Origin of the sequence: Streptomyces griseorubiginosus (assembly GCF_001514195.1) — a bacterium.
Lineage (GTDB): Bacteria > Actinomycetota > Actinomycetes > Streptomycetales > Streptomycetaceae > Streptomyces > Streptomyces griseorubiginosus.
Map to the genome: position 1 here is coordinate 867,153 of NZ_KQ948736.1, position 15,545 is coordinate 882,697.

Genomic DNA, 15,545 nt, shown 5'->3' on the forward strand with positions numbered 1-15,545 from the left:
ACGGGTCTAAGGCCTGGGCACGTTCCGGAGGTTGGAGCGGGCCATCTGGAGCATCCGGCCGACCCCGCCGTCGAGGACGATCTTCGAGGCGGACAGGGCGAATCCGGTGACCATCTCGGCGCTGATCTTCGGCGGGATGGACAGGGCGTTGGGGTCGGTGACGATGTCGACGAGGGCGGGGCCCTTGTGCTTGAACGCCGCCTTCAGCGCCCCGGCGAGATCCTTCGGCTTCTCGACGCGCTCGCCGTAGGCACCGCAGGCGCGGGCCACGGCGGCGAAGTCGGGGTTCTTGTTGGCGGTGCCGTAGGAGGGCAGTCCCGCGACCAGCATCTCCAACTCGACCATGCCGAGCGAGGAGTTGTTGAACAGCACGACCTTCACGGGGAGGTCGTACTGCACGAGGGTCAGGAAGTCGCCCATCAGCATGGAGAACCCGCCGTCCCCGGACATCGACACGACCTGTCGCTTCCGGTCGGTGAACTGCGCCCCGATCGCCATCGGCAGCGCGTTCGCCATCGACCCGTGCGAGAACGAACCGATCACCCGGCGACGCCCGTTGGGCGAGATGTAGCGTGCGGCCCATACGTTGCACATACCGGTGTCGACGGTGAACACGGCGTCGTCGGCGGCGAGTTCGTCCAGTACGGAGGCGACGTACTCGGGGTGGATCGGGACGTGCTTCTCGACCTTGCGGGTGTACGCCTTGACGACGCCTTCGAGCGCGTCGGCGTGCTTCTTGAGCATCTTGTCGAGGAAGCGCCGGTTCGTCTTCTCCTTGACCCGGGGTGTCAGGCACCGCAGGGTCTCCTTCACGTCGCCCCAGACGGCCAGGTCCAACTTGGAGCGGCGGCCGAGGTGTTCGGGCCGTACGTCGACCTGGGCGATCTGGACGTCGTCGGGGAGGAAGGCGTTGTACGGGAAGTCGGTGCCGAGCAGGATCAGCAGGTCGCACTCGTGGGTGGCCTCGTAGGCGGCGCCGTAGCCGAGCAGTCCGCTCATGCCGACGTCGAAGGGGTTGTCGTACTGGATCCACTCCTTGCCCCGGAGGGCGTGCCCCACAGGGGACTTGACCTTTTCCGCGAACTCCATGACCTCGGCGTGCGCGCCCGCGGTGCCGCTGCCGCAGAAGAGGGTGACCTTCTGCGCCTTGTCGATCATCTCGACGAGCTTGTCGATCTCGGCGTCGCCGGGGCGGACCGAGGGCCGTGAGGTGACCAGGGCGGTCTCGGCGGCCTGCTCGGGGGCGGGCTGGTCGGCGATGTCACCGGGCAGGGAGACGACGCTGACGCCGGAGCGGCCGACGGCGTTCTGGATGGCGGTCTGGAGCAGCCGCGGCATCTGCTTCGGGCTGGAGATCAGCTCGCTGTAGTGGCTGCACTCCTGGAAGAGTCGGTCGGGGTGGGTCTCCTGGAAGAAGCCGAGGCCGATCTCGCTGGACGGGATGTGGGAGGCGAGGGCGAGGACCGGGGCCATGGAGCGGTGGGCGTCGTAGAGGCCGTTGATGAGGTGCAGGTTGCCGGGCCCGCAGGAGCCGGCGCAGGCGGTGAGCTTGCCGGTGATCTGGGCCTCGGCGCCCGCGGCGAAGGCGGCGGTCTCCTCGTGCCGTACGTGCACCCAGTCGATGGCGGCGTTGCGCCGGACGGCGTCCACGACCGGGTTGAGGCTGTCGCCGACGACGCCGTAGAGACGCTTCACTCCGGCTTTGACGAGGATGTCCACGAACTGCTCGGCGACGTTCTGTTTGGCCATGGATCCCTGCACCCCTCTTCGGTCTTCCTTGGGTCCATCAATCCACAATGGCCGCGATCACGCCTCCCAAACCGCGGCGGCCGTCCGGTCGTCGGCGTATCCCTTGACTCTTACCTGGCTGTCGGCGAGGAACGCGGCGAGTCCGGGTGGGGGGCCTGACCACCGTCCCGTGAGGTATTCGCACAGTTCGGGTTCGCCGCGCAGGGGTTCGGCGAGGCCGCCGGTGCACATCAGGAGGGTGTCACCCGGGCGGGCGACGGAGGCGCGGAAGCGGAAGGGTGCGCGGGGCGGTTCCGGGGCGGGCTCGTAGGGGCTCGGGGGTGTGGGGATGCCGAGGTCCATGGTGAGGCGGTCGCCGTCGGGGGTCTCGGAGGGCAGCGAGCCGAAGCCGACGACGGGTTCTCCGGTGACGTCGCTGACCAGGGGTTCGATGTCGTGCCACTCGCCGTCGCGCAGCCGGAAGAGACCGCCGTCGCCCACGCCGAAGAAGACGCGGACCCGGCAGTCGGGGTCGGCGGGCAGCAGCAGACAGCGCAGGGTGGCCGCGTACTCCTCGGGGTCGACGCCCTGTTCGGCGGCGCTGGCCCGGAGTCTGCCGAGGCTGCGGTCGGTGAGGCGGTGCAGTCCGGACTTCAGGTCACCGCGGCGGGCGGCGCCGATGTCCTGCGCGAGGCGGGCGTGGCTGCGTCCCACGGCCCGTGCGATCCACTGACAGGCCTCGGCGGCGGCCCGGTGGGCGCCGGGGGTGGCGCGGGCGCCGGTGGCCATGGCGACGAGCACCAGCGCCTGGTCGCCGGTGCCGAAGCGGGCGGTGAGCAGGGAGTCCCTCCTCGGCTCCCCCCGGAACCGCGCGGAGTCCCCCCGCACGGACACCGCCCGCAGCGTGCAGGCCCCGTACCTGGCCCCGTCCAGCACGGTGTCCGCCACGAGGTCGTCGAGCTCGTCGGGATCGGCGGGCGGGAGCGCGGTGGGCTCGGCGTCATAGGTGGGCGGCCCGGACCCCACGAATCCGACGGGGGCGGGAGGGAGCGTGGGGAGGTCCACTCGGGTGGCTGTGCGGAGGGGGGCGGGGGTGGGGGGCGGGGGGCTGGTGAGGTCAGGGGCGGCCGACGGGCGATCGGGGACCGGCGTGGGGGCACCGGGTGCCGGGTCCGGGGCAAGTGACGGGGGGCTGGTGACGTGCGGGGCGGCCGACGGGCGGTCGGGGACCGGCGGGGGGTGGGCACCGGGTGCCGGGTCGGCGGTGGGGCCGGGTGCTGAGGATGCGTTCGGTGCCGGATGGGGACCAGGCTCGGGATGGCGGTCGGCCGTGGTCTCGCCGCGCTGTGGGGAGGCACCCGCGCCGGAGGTCGCGTCGCCGACCTGGTCGGGGGGTTCCGGCGTCGGGTTGGGCTGGGTGGAGCCGGGGCCGGTGGGGGCGGTGGGCGCAGCGGGTTGCGGGGCGCCGGGGGCCGGGGTGGCCCACCAGTCCCCTTCGGCGCGGTGGGTGGGCTCGTCACGGCGGACCGCGGGGGTCCCGGGGTAGTGGGGGCCGGCCTGGGAGGACGCGTCCCCGGAGCCGCCCGGGGAGACCGAGCCCGGTTCGGGGTCGCCCCTGCGCGGGTCCGGGCCGACGCCAGGGTCGCCACTGCGCGGGTCCGCACCGGAATCGCCTGTGCCGGAGTCCCCCGCGCGCGGCTCCGTGCCGGCGCTCGATCCGACCTCGCCGGAGTCACCGGGATCGTACGGAACGGGCCGGTTGTCGCCCGGCGCGGCACCCGCGCCGACGTCCCCCGCACCCGGCCGACCGAAGCCGGGACCTGACTCGGACCGGCCGCCACCGCCTCCAGGCACCCGCCCGGCGGCCCCCTGCGAGGCACCGTCCCGACCGCTGCCCCTCACAGCACCCCCGTTCCCCCGCGCACCCCAGTCGCCGTCCTCCGGCAGCGGGGGCGGAGTCGCGGGGCGTGGCGGGGCCGTGGGTGGTGGCGGTGCCGCCGTGGGTGGCCTCGGGACGTCGGGGGGCCTGCGGGACGCCGGGATGTTCGTGACGGGGGGTGTCTCCGTGGACGTACGGCCGCCGGGAGGCGAGGGCGGGAGGTCCGACGGGCCCCGCTCGTCGAAACCGGGGGGTGTGGGGCCGGGAGGGAAGGCCACAGGGCCCTGGGCGGTGCCGGGCGGCGACTGTGGGGAGCGGGGGTGCCGGCCAGGGTCCCGACCACTGCTCGTGCGGGGCGGCACGTCCCCCGGCTCGGAGAAGCCGGGCCCGGTGGCGCCGGGCTCAACACCGGGCTCGGAGAAGCCGGACTCCGCAACACCCGGCTTGTGGAAGCCGGACTCCGTAACGTCGGCCCCGGAGAAGCCGGACCCCGCAACACCAGACTCGGAGAAGCCGCGCTCCGCAACACCCGGCTCGGGGAAGCGCGGCGCAGGCACGCCCCCGGCGGACCGCGCGCTCGGTCCGGCGGCGCCCCCGCCGCCGTCCTCCACCGCCCCCGCCGCCGAGGCGAAGCGGTCGTCCAGGGTGTCCGGGGCCGGTGCGGGGCCCGTGTCGTCCGTGGAGTCGTACAGCTGCCCCCACCAGTCGTCCTCGTGACCCGTGGGCCTACCCCCCTGCTGGCTCATGCCCCCAATTGTCCACCGCGGGAGCCGTATGGAAACGGGGCATCCGCAAAAATGGCGCACGACCGAGTGCCTCGAACGGCGTGTCGAGTGAACCCTCGAACAGGTGTGGCGAAGGTGTGGCGAAAGCTGCCCGCCTCGGCGCCGGACCAGCGGACCTGCGCATCCCCGCCCCCTCCTGCACCCTGGACGAATGGGAGTGTGGGAGCTCCTGCTGGTCGGCCTGGTCATGCTGTTCGGCCTGGTCGGCGTCCTGGTGCCCGGAGTGCCGGGGTCGTGGCTGGTGTGGGCCACGGTCCTGTGGTGGGCGCTGAAGGACCCCCAGCCGGTCGCCTGGTTCGTGCTCGTGTCGGCCACCGTCGCCCTGTTCCTGTCCCAGGTGGTCCGCTGGGCGCTGCCACCGCGCCGGCTGCGGGAGAGCGGGGCCACCCCGAGGATGGCGGTGTACGCCGGGACGGGCGCGTTCCTCGGGTTCTTCCTCGTCCCCGTGCTCGGCGCGATCCCCGGCTTCATGGCGGGCATCTACCTCTGCGAACGCCACCGCCTCGGCCGGCACGGCGAGGCGCGGGCCGCGCTGCGGCAGGCGATGCGCTCGGGCGGCTCGAGCGTGCTGGCGGAGCTGTTCACCTGCCTGCTCATCATGGGCGCGTGGCTGGGGACGGTGCTGTGGGGCTGAGCTGTGGGGCTGAGCTGTGGGGCTGAGCTGTGGGGCTGACGCAGGACCGCCGCCCTGGGACCGGATTCCGATGTGCGGTTCCCCCGCGCGTGTTTGGGTGTCTGCCATGACCGCATTCAGCGAGGCCGAGCGCGCGTACCTGAAGTCACAGCGGCTGGGACGCCTGGCCACCGTCGATCAGCACGGGCAGCCGCAGGCGAACCCGGTCGGTTTCTTCCCGCAGGACGACGGCACCATCCTGATCGGCGGCCACGCGATGGGCCGCACCAAGAAGTGGCGCAACCTCCAGAGGAACCCGAAGGTCGCGCTGGTCGTCGACGACATCGTGAGCCTGAAGCCGTGGAGGGTACGCGGCATCGACATCCGCGGGGAGGCGGAACTCCTCACCGGCCCGCACGAGTTGGGTCCGCACTTCAGCGAGGAGGTGATCCGCGTCCATCCTCGCCGCATCCACAGCTGGGGTCTGGAGGAGGGCTAGAGCGCCCCTTCCAGGGTGAGCAGGGCCGTCTTGCGTTCGAGGCCGCCCGCGTATCCGGTCAGGGAGCCGTTCGCGCCGATCACGCGGTGGCAGGGGCGGAGGATCAGCAGCGGGTTGGCGCCGATCGCACCGCCCACGGCCCGTACGGCGACCCGGGAGGCGCCGACGCGGGCGGCGATCTCACCGTACGTCGCGGTCGCGCCGTACGGGACGTCGTCGAGGGCGTCCCAGACCCGGGTGCGGAACTCGGTGCCCCCGGGGCGCAACTCCAACTGGAACTCCTTGAGTTCACCGGCGAAGTAGGCGGAGAGCTGCTCCCGGGCAGCCCGGAAGGGGCCTGGGTCGTGGCGCCAACTCTCCTGGACGGTACGGCCGTTCTTCTGCCCGGGCACGGAGAGCGAGGTCAGCGCGCCGGTCTCGTCGGCGGTGAGGAGCAGTTCGCCGACAGGGCTGTCCAGGCGGGTCCAGCGGGTGGTCATGATGTCTCCAACTCTCCTGCTGCGCGCAGGTGTTGCCAGGCGTAGGAGCGCCATGGGCGCCAGCTGTCGGGGGTGTCGAGGCCGGGTGGGACGACATCGGGGTCGCCGAGCGCACGGGTGCGGACGGTGGCGACGGTACGGGCGTCCAGGCCGGGCAGGGCGAGCAGCGCGTGCTGCGCCTCGTCGCGGTCGGCGCCCGGGTCCAGCCGTACGGCGCCGTCGGCCAGGGCGGTCGCGAGCGCGCCCAGCGGTCCGGTCGCCCCCGTGAGGGCGGCGGGCTCGGGGAAGAGGTGGGTGAGGCTCCCGCAGGGGGCGTCCAGGGTCTTGCCGTGGCGCTGGACGAGACCTTCGGATGCGGTGCGGCCCACCAGTGCACGTACCGCGAACTCCTCGGGATCGGCGGCGCCGGGCGAGCGGAGTCCGGGACGGGCGGCGACCAGCGGGGCGAGCCGCGGGTCCTCGGCCAGGCGCTCGTCGACGGCGTAGGGGTCGGCGTCGAGGTCGAACAGGCGCCGCAGCCGTCCGACGGCGGTGGTCAGGTCGCGGGGGTCGGTCAGGTTCAGGTGGGCGTCGAGCCAGCCGCCGGGGTGGGCGCCGGAGGGGGCCCTGACCGTGCCGGGCCGTTCGAGGACGGCGACGATCCCGGTGCCGTGCGGGAGGCGGAGCGTGCGGCGGTAGGTGCGCCGGCCCGGTGCTCCGGTCACCTCCTCGACGCCGTGGACGGCCTCGCTCTCCAGCAGGTCGAAGACGGCGGCGGACTGGTAGGGGCCGCGGTGGGCGAGCCGTAGCGGAATGCCCGCGGTGGGGGTGGCGGGACGGCGGGCGGTCCTGGCGGCGGCCCTGAGGCCGGTGGGGGTGGCCGCGTAGATCTCACGGACGGTGTCGTTGAACTGCCGCACGCTGGCGAAGCCGGACGCGAACGCGATCTCGGTGACCGGCAGGACGGTGGTCTGGAGCAGGACGCGGGCCGTGTGGGCCCGCTGGGCGCGGGCCAGGGCGACGGGTCCGGCGCCTAGCTCGGCGGTGAGCTGCCGCTGGACCTGCCGTGGGCTGTAGCCGAGGCGGCCGGCGAGCCCGGCGACGCCCTCCCGGTCGACGACTCCGTCGCCGATCAGGCGCATCGCCCGGCCCACGACGTCGGCGCGGACGTTCCAGTCGGCGGAGCCGGGCACCGCGTCCGGACGGCACCGCCGGCAGGCCCGGAATCCGGAGCCCTGCGCGGCGGCGGCCGTCGGGTAGAAGCGGACGTTGTGACGCTTCGGGGTCACCGCGGGGCAGCTGGGGCGGCAGTAGATCCCGGTCGTCCGGACAGCGAAGAAGAACTCCCCGTCGAACCGGGCGTCCCTGCTGCGGACGGCTTCGTACCTGGTGTCTTCGTCCATCACACGTTCCAGTGTCCGCCGTGCGCAGGGGTGCGGCTGGCGGAAAACGGACGTGGGGGTGCGGTGCGTGGGCGGGTGCGGGTCCGTTGTGGCCGGTCGCGCCCACGCGGCGGAGCCGCACATGGATACAGCCCCGCGCCCCTGAAGTGGGTGCAGCCCAGGTATGCCCAGCAGTAACCCACCTAGGGGCGCGGGGAACTGCGCGACCAGCCCCCACCCAGCCGCACGCGAACGACTACGCCCAGCGCCCCCGCTTCGCCTCCATCGCCGCCTTCCCCTGCGCCCCCCGCTTCTTCCACTCCTTACGGATCTCCGACCGGAGCCGCGCATCCGTCTTCGCCACGATCCGCTGGTTCTCCCGGATCAACTTCCGGTAGCTCTCCAGCCGTCGCTCCGCCAACTCCCCGGAGTCGATCGCGGCGAGCACCGCGCACCCCGGCTCGGCCTCGTGCGCGCAGTCGTGGAACCGGCACCGCTCGGCCAGCTCCTCGATCTCCGAGAAGACCTGTCCGACACCGGTCTCGGCGTCCCACAGCCCCACGCCCCGGAGGCCGGGGGTGTCGATCAGCACGCCCCCGCCCGGCAGGGCGAGCAGGTTGCGGGTGGTGGTCGTGTGGCGGCCCTTCCCGTCGACGTCCCGGGTGGCGTGCACCTGCATCACGTCCTCGCCGACGAGCACGTTGGCCAGCGTGGACTTCCCCGCGCCGGACTGCCCGAGCAGCACGGTCGTACCGCCGGAGACGGACGCGACGAGGACGTCGAGGCCGTCGCCGTCCAGGGCGCTGACGGTCAGCACGGGCACTCCCGGGGCCGTCGTCTCCACGTCCTGCACGAGATGGGAGAGCGTGACCGGGTCCGGCACGAGGTCCGCCTTGGTGAGCACGACGAGGGGCTGGGCACCGGACTCCCAGGCCAGGGCGAGGAAGCGTTCGATGCGGCCGAGGTCGAGTTCGACGGCCAGCGACACGGCGACGATGGCGTGGTCGACGTTGGCCGCGAGGATCTGCCCCTCGGACCGCTTGGAGGAGGTGGAGCGGACGAAGGCGGTACGGCGCGGCAGATACGTCCGTACGTAGCGGGGGTTGCCCCCGGGTTCGACGACGGCCCAGTCGCCGGTGCACAGGACCCGCATCGGGTCGTGCGGGGTGACGAAGGCGGTGTCGGCGCGCAGTGTCCCGTCGGCGGTGACGATGTCGCACTGCCCGCGGTCGACCCGGACCACGCGGCCGGGGATGAGCCCTTCGGACTCGTAGGGGGCGAACGCGTCCGCCCATGCCTCGTCCCAGCCGTAGGGAGCGAGAGCGGTGAAAACTGAGGTGGAAGTCAAGGGAGACCCTTCACAGGGTGGCCCGGCACAGGAATCTTCGAGGTCAGCCGAGGGCCACGGAGGTGGACGTGATGATCTGGATGCGGGCAGCGCTCATCGCAAAGACAGCCATCGGTCGACACCTCCTCTCATCCCAAGCTCATAAGGCACGGCGGCCGTGAGCCGGCGTGCGAAGCGGTCCTCACTTTAGAGGCCCCCTTCCGTGCGCGCCACGGGTTTTTCTCGTCACCGCGTACTCACTCGAACAGCCCTGTGCGCTGGTCGTACGGGAGCGGCGGCGGTGGCATGGAAGGCACCGGAAGGCATCGCCCACGTCCAGGAGACCTCGTGATGACCCAGCGTCCGTCCCGCCCCGTCCGTGTGCTCGCCTCGGCCCTGGCGGCCGGTGCCCTGTTGACGACAGCCGCCTGTTCGGACGGTGACGACAGCGGGGCGGACGGCGCGGACACCACGCGGATCTCCTCCTCGCCGCTCGCGCAGGAGTCCCCGGCCGCGCTCACCCCGGCCGGGGCGCGGGCCGCGCTGGTGACGGAGGGGGACCTGGAGGGCGACTGGGACCAGGTGAAGGACGCGGCCGACTGGCGGGACAGTCTGCTGGTCGGCAAGGTCGACGTGGCCGACTTCCTGACCGCGAAGACGAACGCGGCCGACTGCCAGAGGTTCCTCGACGCGCTGTACAGCGACGACCTCCTGGGCAAGCCGTCCGGCGCGTCGGCGCTGACCGGCTTCGAGGAGGGCGACTCCCGGCTGCTGTACCAGGTCGCCGCCTACGACAGGAAGGCGCTCTCCGGCTCGCTGGCGTGGCTGAAGAGCCTGCCGGTCACCTGCGACCAGTTCACGGCCACGGACAGTTCGGGCGGGAAGCGCACGGTCCAGGTGACCGAGCGCTCGCTGCCCAAGGAGGGCGACGCCCGGCAGGGGCTGCGGGTCACGGTCCAGGGCACCTCGGGCGGCGCGGCCACCACCCTCACCCTCGACGTCGCGGCCCTGAGGGTGGGCACGGACGCGATCACGATCACCAACGGCGGGCTCGACGGCGTGGACGGCGACAGCACCGACACCGCCGCCGAGCTGGGCACGGGACGTCTCGAACAGGTGCAGGCGGGCCGGACGCCGTCGGCGAACCCGGGCGACACCGACTGACCGGCTGCCGCCGCTGGGACGGACGGGGGACACCCGGGCGCGGCCGAGGGTGTTCCCCAGCTCAGCGCCATGTGACATAGTACTGCCGTGAGCAAGCGACTGACCTGCGATGTCGTGGTCGTCGGAGCCGGAATGGTGGGCGCTGCCTGTGCTCTGTACGCCGCGCGGGCGGGCCTCGACGTGATCGTCGTCGACCGCGGCCCGGTGGCCGGCGGCACGACCGGCGCCGGTGAGGGCAATCTCCTGGTCTCCGACAAGGAACCGGGTCCTGAGCTCGACCTGGCCCTGCTGTCCGGCCGGTTGTGGACCGAGCTCGCGGAGGAGCTCGGCGAGCTCATCGAGTACGAGCGCAAGGGCGGCCTGGTCGTCGCCTCCACCCCCGACGGTCTCGACGCCCTGGAGAAGCTCGCGACCGGGCAACGGACCGCCGGAGTCGACGCGATGCGGGTGGCCGCGGAGCAACTCCACGATCTGGAGCCCCACTTGGCGCCCGGTCTCGCGGGCGGTGTGCTGTATCCCGAGGACGCCCAGGTCATGCCGACGCTGGCCGCCGCTCATCTCGTACGGGCCTCGGGTGCCCGTCTGCTCACCGGCGCGACGGTGACCGAGGTGCCGCGTGACCGGGCAGGTACCGTGCGCGGGGTGCGGACCGACCGGGGCGACATCGACGCGCCGTACGTCGTCAACGCCGCCGGGACCTGGGGCAGGGAGCTGGCCGCACTGGCGGGGGCGAGCCTGCCCGTGCTCCCCCGGCGCGGCTTCGTCCTCGTCACCGAACCGCTCCCCCGGCTGGTCCGCCACAAGGTGTACGCCGCCGACTACGTGGCGGACGTGGCCAGCGACTCGGCGGCCCTCCAGACCTCTCCGGTCGTCGAGGGCACGGCGGCCGGGCCCGTCCTCGTCGGCGCGAGTCGTGAACGGGTCGGCTTCGACCGGTCGTTGTCGCTGCCGGCCCTGCGTGCGCTGGCGGCCGGGGCGACCCGGCTGTTCCCGTTCCTGGAGCGGGTGCGGGCGATGCGGACCTACCTGGGGTTCCGGCCCTACATGCCCGACCATCTGCCGGCGATCGGCCCCGACCTCCGGGTCCCGGGGCTGTTCCACGCGTGCGGGCACGAGGGCGCGGGGATCGGACTGTCCACGGGGACAGGGCAGTTGATCGCCCAGGTGCTGACCGGCGGTACTCCCGAACTCGCTCTCGCGCCCTTCCGCCCCGACCGGTTCCCCGACCCCGAGGAGGCCGTGTGAACCCGCTGGAGCTGGCCCGCGCCGAGCCCGGTCCCGCCTTCACCGTCACGCTCGACGGGCGGCAGATCGAGGCCCTGCCCGGTCAGACGGTCGCCGCCGCGCTGTGGACGGCGGGCGTCACCTCCTGGCGCGGCACCCGGGGCGAGGGGCGCCCGCGCGGGCTGTTCTGCGGCATCGGCGTCTGCTTCGACTGCCTGGTGACCGTCAACGACCGCCCGAACCAACGGGCTTGCCTGCTGCCCCTGCGCCCGGGCGACCGGATCCGCACCCAGGAGGGGACGGGCCACGATGAGTGAACCCACCCTGGCGGTGATCGGCGCGGGCCCGGCCGGGCTCGCGGCCGCCCTCGCCGCGGCAGCACGCGGCATCCACGTCGTCCTCGTCGACTCGGTCCCGGCGGCGGGCGGGCAGTTCTACCGGCAGCCCGCGACCGGCCTGGGCGCCCGACGCCCCCAGGCCCTGCACCACCAGTGGCACACGTGGGAGCGCCTGCGGGACGGGCTGGACGGCCACGTACGGGCGGGCCGGGTACGGCACTTGACGGATCATCATGTCTGGCTCGTCGAGCGCCGTGGTGCCGCCGGCTTCTCCGTGCACGCCCTCCTCGGTGCCGAGCAGGAGGAGCCGGCCGAGGTCCGCGCGGACGCCGTCCTCCTCGCCACCGGAGGATACGAGAAGGTGCTGCCCTTCCCCGGCTGGACGCTGCCCGGTGTCGTCACGGCGGGCGGGGCCCAGGCCATGCTCAAGGGCGGGCTCGTGCTGCCCGGCCGTACCGTGGTCGTCGCCGGGACCGGCCCCCTGCTGCTGCCGGTGGCCGCCGGGCTCGCCACGGCGGGCGCGACGGTCGCCGCACTGGTGGACTCCGCCGACCCCACAGGGTTCGTACGGCGGTCCCGGGCGCTGGCGGCCCAGCCCGGCAAGGTCGCCGAAGGGGCCCTCTACGCGGGGCAGTTGGCCCGGCACCGGGTCCGCACCCTCCTCCACCACACCGTCGTGGAGGCACACGGCACCGAGCGGCTGGAGGCGGTCACGGTCGCGGCGCTCGACCGGGACGGACGGGTGCGCCCGGACACCCGGCGGCGCCTCGACTGCGACACCCTCGCCGTGGGTCACGGCATGCTGCCGCACACCGACCTCGCCGACGCGCTCGGCTGCCGGATCGACGGCACGGACGTGTACGCCGACGACGAGCAGCGCACCGATGTGCCGGGCGTGTGGGCGGCGGGCGAGACCACGGGGATCGGCGGCTCCGCCCTCGCGCTCGCCGAGGGGCACATCGCCGGGCGCTCGATCGCCGCGCGGCTCGCCGGCCGGGAGCCGGATCCGCGCGGGTGGGCGGCCGCCGCGCGGACCCGGAAGCGGCTGCGCGCCTTCTTCGCCGCCGTCGACTCCGTGTACGCGCCGCCCGCGCACTGGGCCGAGCAGGTCACCGACGAGACGGTGGTGTGCCGTTGCGAGGAGGTGTCGGCCGGTGCGGTGCGGGAGGCGGTCCGCGAGCTGGGGGCCGGTGATCTGCGGACCGTGAAGCTGCTGACGCGGGCCGGGATGGGCTGGTGCCAGGGCCGGATGTGCGGGCCCGGGGTCGCCGGCGTCGCCGGGTGCGCGGAGACGGCCGTGCGCAGGCCCTTCGCGCGGCCGGTGCCGCTGGGGGTGCTGGCGCGGGCCGGGGAGAACGAGAGCCGTTGACATGTCACACCCCATCGAGAGGGAGACCGTATGACCACCGACCTTCGTCCCTGGCGCGGAGTTCTCGTCGCCACCGCGCTCCCGCTGAACGACGACCTGTCCGTGAACTACGACAAGTACGCGGAGCACTGCGCCTGGCTGGTCGAGAACGGCTGTGACGGGGTCGTACCGAACGGGTCGCTCGGTGAGTACCAGGTGCTCACCCCCGAGGAGCGCGCGAAGGTCGTCGAGACGGCCGTGGCCGCCGTCGGCGGTGCCCGGGTGATGCCGGGAGTCGCCGCGTACGGCTCGGCGGAGTCCCGCCGCTGGGCCGAGCAGGCGCGCGAGGCGGGCTGCGCGTCGGTGATGCTGCTGCCGCCCAACGCCTACCGCGCCGACGAGCGGGCCGTCCTCGCCCACTACGCCGAGGTCGCGAAGGCCGGGTTGCCGGTCGTGGCGTACAACAACCCGATCGACACCAAGGTCGACCTGGTGCCGGAGCTGCTCGCCACGCTGCACGGCGAGGGGTGGATCCAGGGTGTGAAGGAGTTCTCCGGAGACGTCCGCCGGGCCTACCGGATCGCCGAACTCGCCCCGGAACTGGACCTGTTGGTCGGCGCGGACGACGTCCTGCTGGAGCTGGCCGTCGCGGGCGCCAAGGGCTGGGTGGCGGGGTACCCCAACGCCCTGCCGAAGTCCTCGGTCGAGCTGTACCGGGCCGCGACCGGGGGCGACCTCGACACCGCGCTGCCGCTGTACCGCCAGCTGCATCCGCTGCTGCGGTGGGACTCCCGCGTCGAGTTCGTGCAGGCGATCAAGCTGTCCATGGACATCGCCGGGCGGCACGGCGGCACCTGCCGTCCGCCCCGGGTGCCGCTGCTGCCCGAGCAGGAGGCCGCCGTCCGGGCCGCCACCGAGAAGGCCCTCGCGGCCGGACTGGCCTGAGGAAAGGCGGGATCATGCGCAGCAGACTCGTCCTGCACGCCGTCGACTCGCACACCGAGGGCATGCCCACCCGGGTGATCACCGGCGGCATCGGGACCATCCCCGGCGCGACGATGAACGACCGGCGGCTGTACTTCCGCGAACACCGCGACGACATCAAGCAGTTGCTGATGAACGAGCCGCGCGGGCACGCCGCGATGAGCGGCGCGATCCTCCAGCCGCCGACCCGCCCCGACTGCGACTGGGGGGTGGTCTACATCGAGGTCTCCGGCTATCTGCCGATGTGCGGACACGGCACGATCGGGGTCGCGACCGTCCTGGTGGAGACGGGCATGGTCGAGGTCGTCGAGCCGGTCACCACGATCCGGCTGGACACCCCGGCGGGCCTGGTCGTCGCCGAGGTCGCGGTGGAGGACGGCAGGGCGAGCGCGGTCACCCTGCACAACGTCCCGTCGTTCTCCGTCGGCCTGGACCGCAAGGCCACCCTGGCCGACGGACGGACGGTGACGTACGACCTGGCGTACGGCGGCAACTTCTACGCCATCCTGCCGCTGGAGCAGTTCGGGCTGCCCTTCGACCGCGGCCGCAAGGACGACATCCTGAACGCCGGGCTGTCCCTCATGGAGGCGATCAACGCGGAGGAGGAACCGGTCCACCCGGAGGACCCCTCCATCCGCGGCTGCCACCACGTCCATCTGCTCGCCCCCGGCGCCACCGCCCGCCACTCACGGCACGCCATGGCCATCCACCCCGGCTGGTTCGACCGCTCCCCCTGCGGCACCGGCACCAGTGCGCGCATGGCCCAGCTGCACGCACGCGGTGAACTCCCGCTGCACACCGAGTTCGTGAACGAGTCCTTCATCGGGACACGGTTCACGGGTCGGCTGCTCGGCACGACGGAGGTCGCGGGGCGCCCGGCCGTGCTGCCCAGCTTCACCGGCCGGGCCTGGATCACCGGCACGGCCCAGTACCTGCTCGACCCGACGGATCCGTTCCCGGCCGGGTTCGTGCTCTGAGCCCGCGACAATGGGCCGTGTCACGTGACATTGCACCACCTTCTAGGAGACGACCTCATGGCAGCCCAGCACCCCGGCGCCCCGGCCCTGCCCGTACTGGGCGGCAAGAAGAGCAGCTACCGGGAGCGGGTCGCGGACGCGCTGCGGGCGGCGCTGATCGCGGGCGAACTGCTGCCGGGCCAGGTGTACTCGGCGCCCGCGCTGGCCACCCGTTTCGGTGTCTCGGCGACGCCGGTCCGTGAGGCCATGCTCGACCTCGTGAAGGAGGGTCTGGTCGACACCGTCCCCAACAAGGGGTTCCGGGTCACGGAGGTGTCCGAGAAGCAGCTCGACGAGTACACCCACATCCGCTCCCTCATCGAGATCCCCACGGTGGTGGAACTGGCCACGACCGCCGACCCCGTCTCCCTGGAGGCGCTGCGGCCGGCTGCCCGGGAGATCGTGCTGGCGGCGGGCTCCGGTGACCTCATCGCGTACGTCGAGGCGGACACCCGGTTCCACCTCGGCCTGCTCGCGCTCGCCGGGAACGCGCATCTGGTCGAGGTGGTGGGGGATCTCCGCAAGCGGTCCCGGCTCTACGGGCTGACTCCGTTGGTGAAGTCGGGGCGGTTGCTGGCGTCGGCGGAGGAACACCTGGAGCTGCTCGACGCGTTGGTCGCCCGCGACGAGGAAGGGGTTCATCGCGTGATGACACAGCACATCGGGCATGTTCGGGGGTTGTGGGCGGCGCGGTAGGGGGTGCCGGGCGCGGTTGTGGGGCGGGTGCGGGCGCGTCGTGGCTGGTCGCGCAGTTCCCCGCGCCCCTAGGTGGGTGCAGTGACGGTGTGCCCAGCTGTGCC

Annotated in this window: 14 protein-coding genes; 9 read left to right on the plus strand and 5 right to left on the minus strand. The window is 73.2% G+C overall.

From position 1 onward, the window contains the following. Positions 1-6: 6 nt before the first annotated feature. Both AQJ54_RS16520 and AQJ54_RS46715 read right to left on the minus strand, forming a co-directional pair. Positions 7-1,749, minus strand: a complete 1,743-nt coding sequence (locus tag AQJ54_RS16520; RefSeq protein ID WP_062238089.1) for a pyruvate dehydrogenase — start codon at positions 1,747-1,749, stop codon at positions 7-9. Positions 1,750-1,806: 57 nt separating this feature from the next. Next, positions 1,807-4,353, minus strand: coding sequence for a protein phosphatase 2C domain-containing protein (locus AQJ54_RS46715; protein ID WP_248845366.1), 2,547 nt, complete (start codon positions 4,351-4,353; stop codon positions 1,807-1,809). A gap of 190 nt (positions 4,354-4,543) precedes the next feature. Between AQJ54_RS46715 and AQJ54_RS16530 the strand changes: the two genes are divergently transcribed. Further along, positions 4,544-5,026 (plus strand): DUF456 domain-containing protein, encoded by a 483-nt coding sequence (locus tag AQJ54_RS16530; protein ID WP_062021571.1) that lies wholly within the window; start codon positions 4,544-4,546, stop codon positions 5,024-5,026. A 106-nt stretch (positions 5,027-5,132) separates the two neighbouring features. Further along, on the plus strand, positions 5,133-5,504 hold the full coding sequence (locus tag AQJ54_RS16535; protein ID WP_062021574.1) for a PPOX class F420-dependent oxidoreductase: 372 nt from the start codon (positions 5,133-5,135) through the stop codon (positions 5,502-5,504). On the opposite strand, the gene AQJ54_RS16540 is transcribed toward AQJ54_RS16535, so the two are convergent. From AQJ54_RS16540 to rsgA, 3 genes are all read right to left on the minus strand, one after another. Continuing rightward, positions 5,501-5,983, minus strand: coding sequence for a methylated-DNA--[protein]-cysteine S-methyltransferase (locus AQJ54_RS16540; RefSeq protein ID WP_062021577.1), 483 nt, complete (start codon positions 5,981-5,983; stop codon positions 5,501-5,503). The genes AQJ54_RS16535 and AQJ54_RS16540 overlap by 4 nt on opposite strands. Next, entirely contained in the window at positions 5,980-7,365 is a 1,386-nt protein-coding gene (locus tag AQJ54_RS16545; protein ID WP_062238091.1) for a DNA-3-methyladenine glycosylase 2 family protein, read from the minus strand. Before AQJ54_RS16545 ends, AQJ54_RS16540 begins: the two co-directional genes overlap by 4 nt. 235 nt (positions 7,366-7,600) lie before the next feature. Next, positions 7,601-8,692 carry a ribosome small subunit-dependent GTPase A gene (rsgA, locus tag AQJ54_RS16550; protein WP_062238093.1) on the minus strand — a complete coding sequence of 364 codons (1,092 nt, stop codon included), beginning with the start codon at positions 8,690-8,692 and terminating at the stop codon, positions 7,601-7,603. A 330-nt stretch (positions 8,693-9,022) separates the two neighbouring features. Between rsgA and AQJ54_RS16555 the strand changes: the two genes are divergently transcribed. The 7 genes from AQJ54_RS16555 to AQJ54_RS16585 all read left to right on the plus strand — a co-directional run bounded on the left by AQJ54_RS16555 (position 9,023) and on the right by AQJ54_RS16585 (position 15,441). Then, positions 9,023-9,835, plus strand: a complete 813-nt coding sequence (locus tag AQJ54_RS16555) for a hypothetical protein (protein WP_062238095.1) — start codon at positions 9,023-9,025, stop codon at positions 9,833-9,835. 87 nt (positions 9,836-9,922) lie between these two features. Beyond that, complete coding sequence (locus AQJ54_RS16560; RefSeq protein WP_062238096.1) at positions 9,923-11,080, plus strand: NAD(P)/FAD-dependent oxidoreductase; 1,158 nt, start codon at positions 9,923-9,925, stop codon at positions 11,078-11,080. Further along, positions 11,077-11,376: a (2Fe-2S)-binding protein gene (locus AQJ54_RS16565; RefSeq protein ID WP_062238098.1), complete on the plus strand. Its 300-nt coding sequence runs from the start codon at positions 11,077-11,079 to the stop codon at positions 11,374-11,376. Before AQJ54_RS16560 ends, AQJ54_RS16565 begins: the two co-directional genes overlap by 4 nt. Next, the gene (locus AQJ54_RS16570; RefSeq protein ID WP_062238100.1) at positions 11,369-12,766 is read left to right on the plus strand and encodes an FAD/NAD(P)-dependent oxidoreductase; all 1,398 of its coding nucleotides are present in this window, start codon (positions 11,369-11,371) and stop codon (positions 12,764-12,766) included. Before AQJ54_RS16565 ends, AQJ54_RS16570 begins: the two co-directional genes overlap by 8 nt. 30 nt (positions 12,767-12,796) lie before the next feature. Next, positions 12,797-13,690 carry a dihydrodipicolinate synthase family protein gene (locus AQJ54_RS16575; protein ID WP_062238102.1) on the plus strand — a complete coding sequence of 298 codons (894 nt, stop codon included), beginning with the start codon at positions 12,797-12,799 and terminating at the stop codon, positions 13,688-13,690. Positions 13,691-13,704: 14 nt separating this feature from the next. Continuing rightward, positions 13,705-14,706 carry a proline racemase family protein gene (locus AQJ54_RS16580; protein ID WP_062238104.1) on the plus strand — a complete coding sequence of 334 codons (1,002 nt, stop codon included), beginning with the start codon at positions 13,705-13,707 and terminating at the stop codon, positions 14,704-14,706. Positions 14,707-14,763: 57 nt separating this feature from the next. Further along, positions 14,764-15,441, plus strand: coding sequence for a GntR family transcriptional regulator (locus tag AQJ54_RS16585; RefSeq protein ID WP_062238106.1), 678 nt, complete (start codon positions 14,764-14,766; stop codon positions 15,439-15,441). The last annotated feature ends 104 nt before the right edge of the window (positions 15,442-15,545 follow it).

Bases quoted from the DNA above. Each gene is read 5' to 3' on its own strand.
- AQJ54_RS16520 (WP_062238089.1), bottom strand. From the start codon at position 1,749: ATGGCCAAACAGAACGTCGCCGAGCAGTTCGTGGACATCCTCGTCAAA.
- AQJ54_RS46715 (WP_248845366.1), bottom strand. From the start codon at position 4,353: ATGAGCCAGCAGGGGGGTAGGCCCACGGGTCACGAGGACGACTGGTGG.
- AQJ54_RS16530 (WP_062021571.1), top strand. From the start codon at position 4,544: ATGGGAGTGTGGGAGCTCCTGCTGGTCGGCCTGGTCATGCTGTTCGGC.
- AQJ54_RS16535 (WP_062021574.1), top strand. From the start codon at position 5,133: ATGACCGCATTCAGCGAGGCCGAGCGCGCGTACCTGAAGTCACAGCGG.
- AQJ54_RS16540 (WP_062021577.1), bottom strand. From the start codon at position 5,983: ATGACCACCCGCTGGACCCGCCTGGACAGCCCTGTCGGCGAACTGCTC.
- AQJ54_RS16545 (WP_062238091.1), bottom strand. From the start codon at position 7,365: ATGGACGAAGACACCAGGTACGAAGCCGTCCGCAGCAGGGACGCCCGG.
- AQJ54_RS16555 (WP_062238095.1), top strand. From the start codon at position 9,023: ATGACCCAGCGTCCGTCCCGCCCCGTCCGTGTGCTCGCCTCGGCCCTG.
- AQJ54_RS16570 (WP_062238100.1), top strand. From the start codon at position 11,369: ATGAGTGAACCCACCCTGGCGGTGATCGGCGCGGGCCCGGCCGGGCTC.
- AQJ54_RS16575 (WP_062238102.1), top strand. From the start codon at position 12,797: ATGACCACCGACCTTCGTCCCTGGCGCGGAGTTCTCGTCGCCACCGCG.
- AQJ54_RS16580 (WP_062238104.1), top strand. From the start codon at position 13,705: ATGCGCAGCAGACTCGTCCTGCACGCCGTCGACTCGCACACCGAGGGC.
- AQJ54_RS16585 (WP_062238106.1), top strand. From the start codon at position 14,764: ATGGCAGCCCAGCACCCCGGCGCCCCGGCCCTGCCCGTACTGGGCGGC.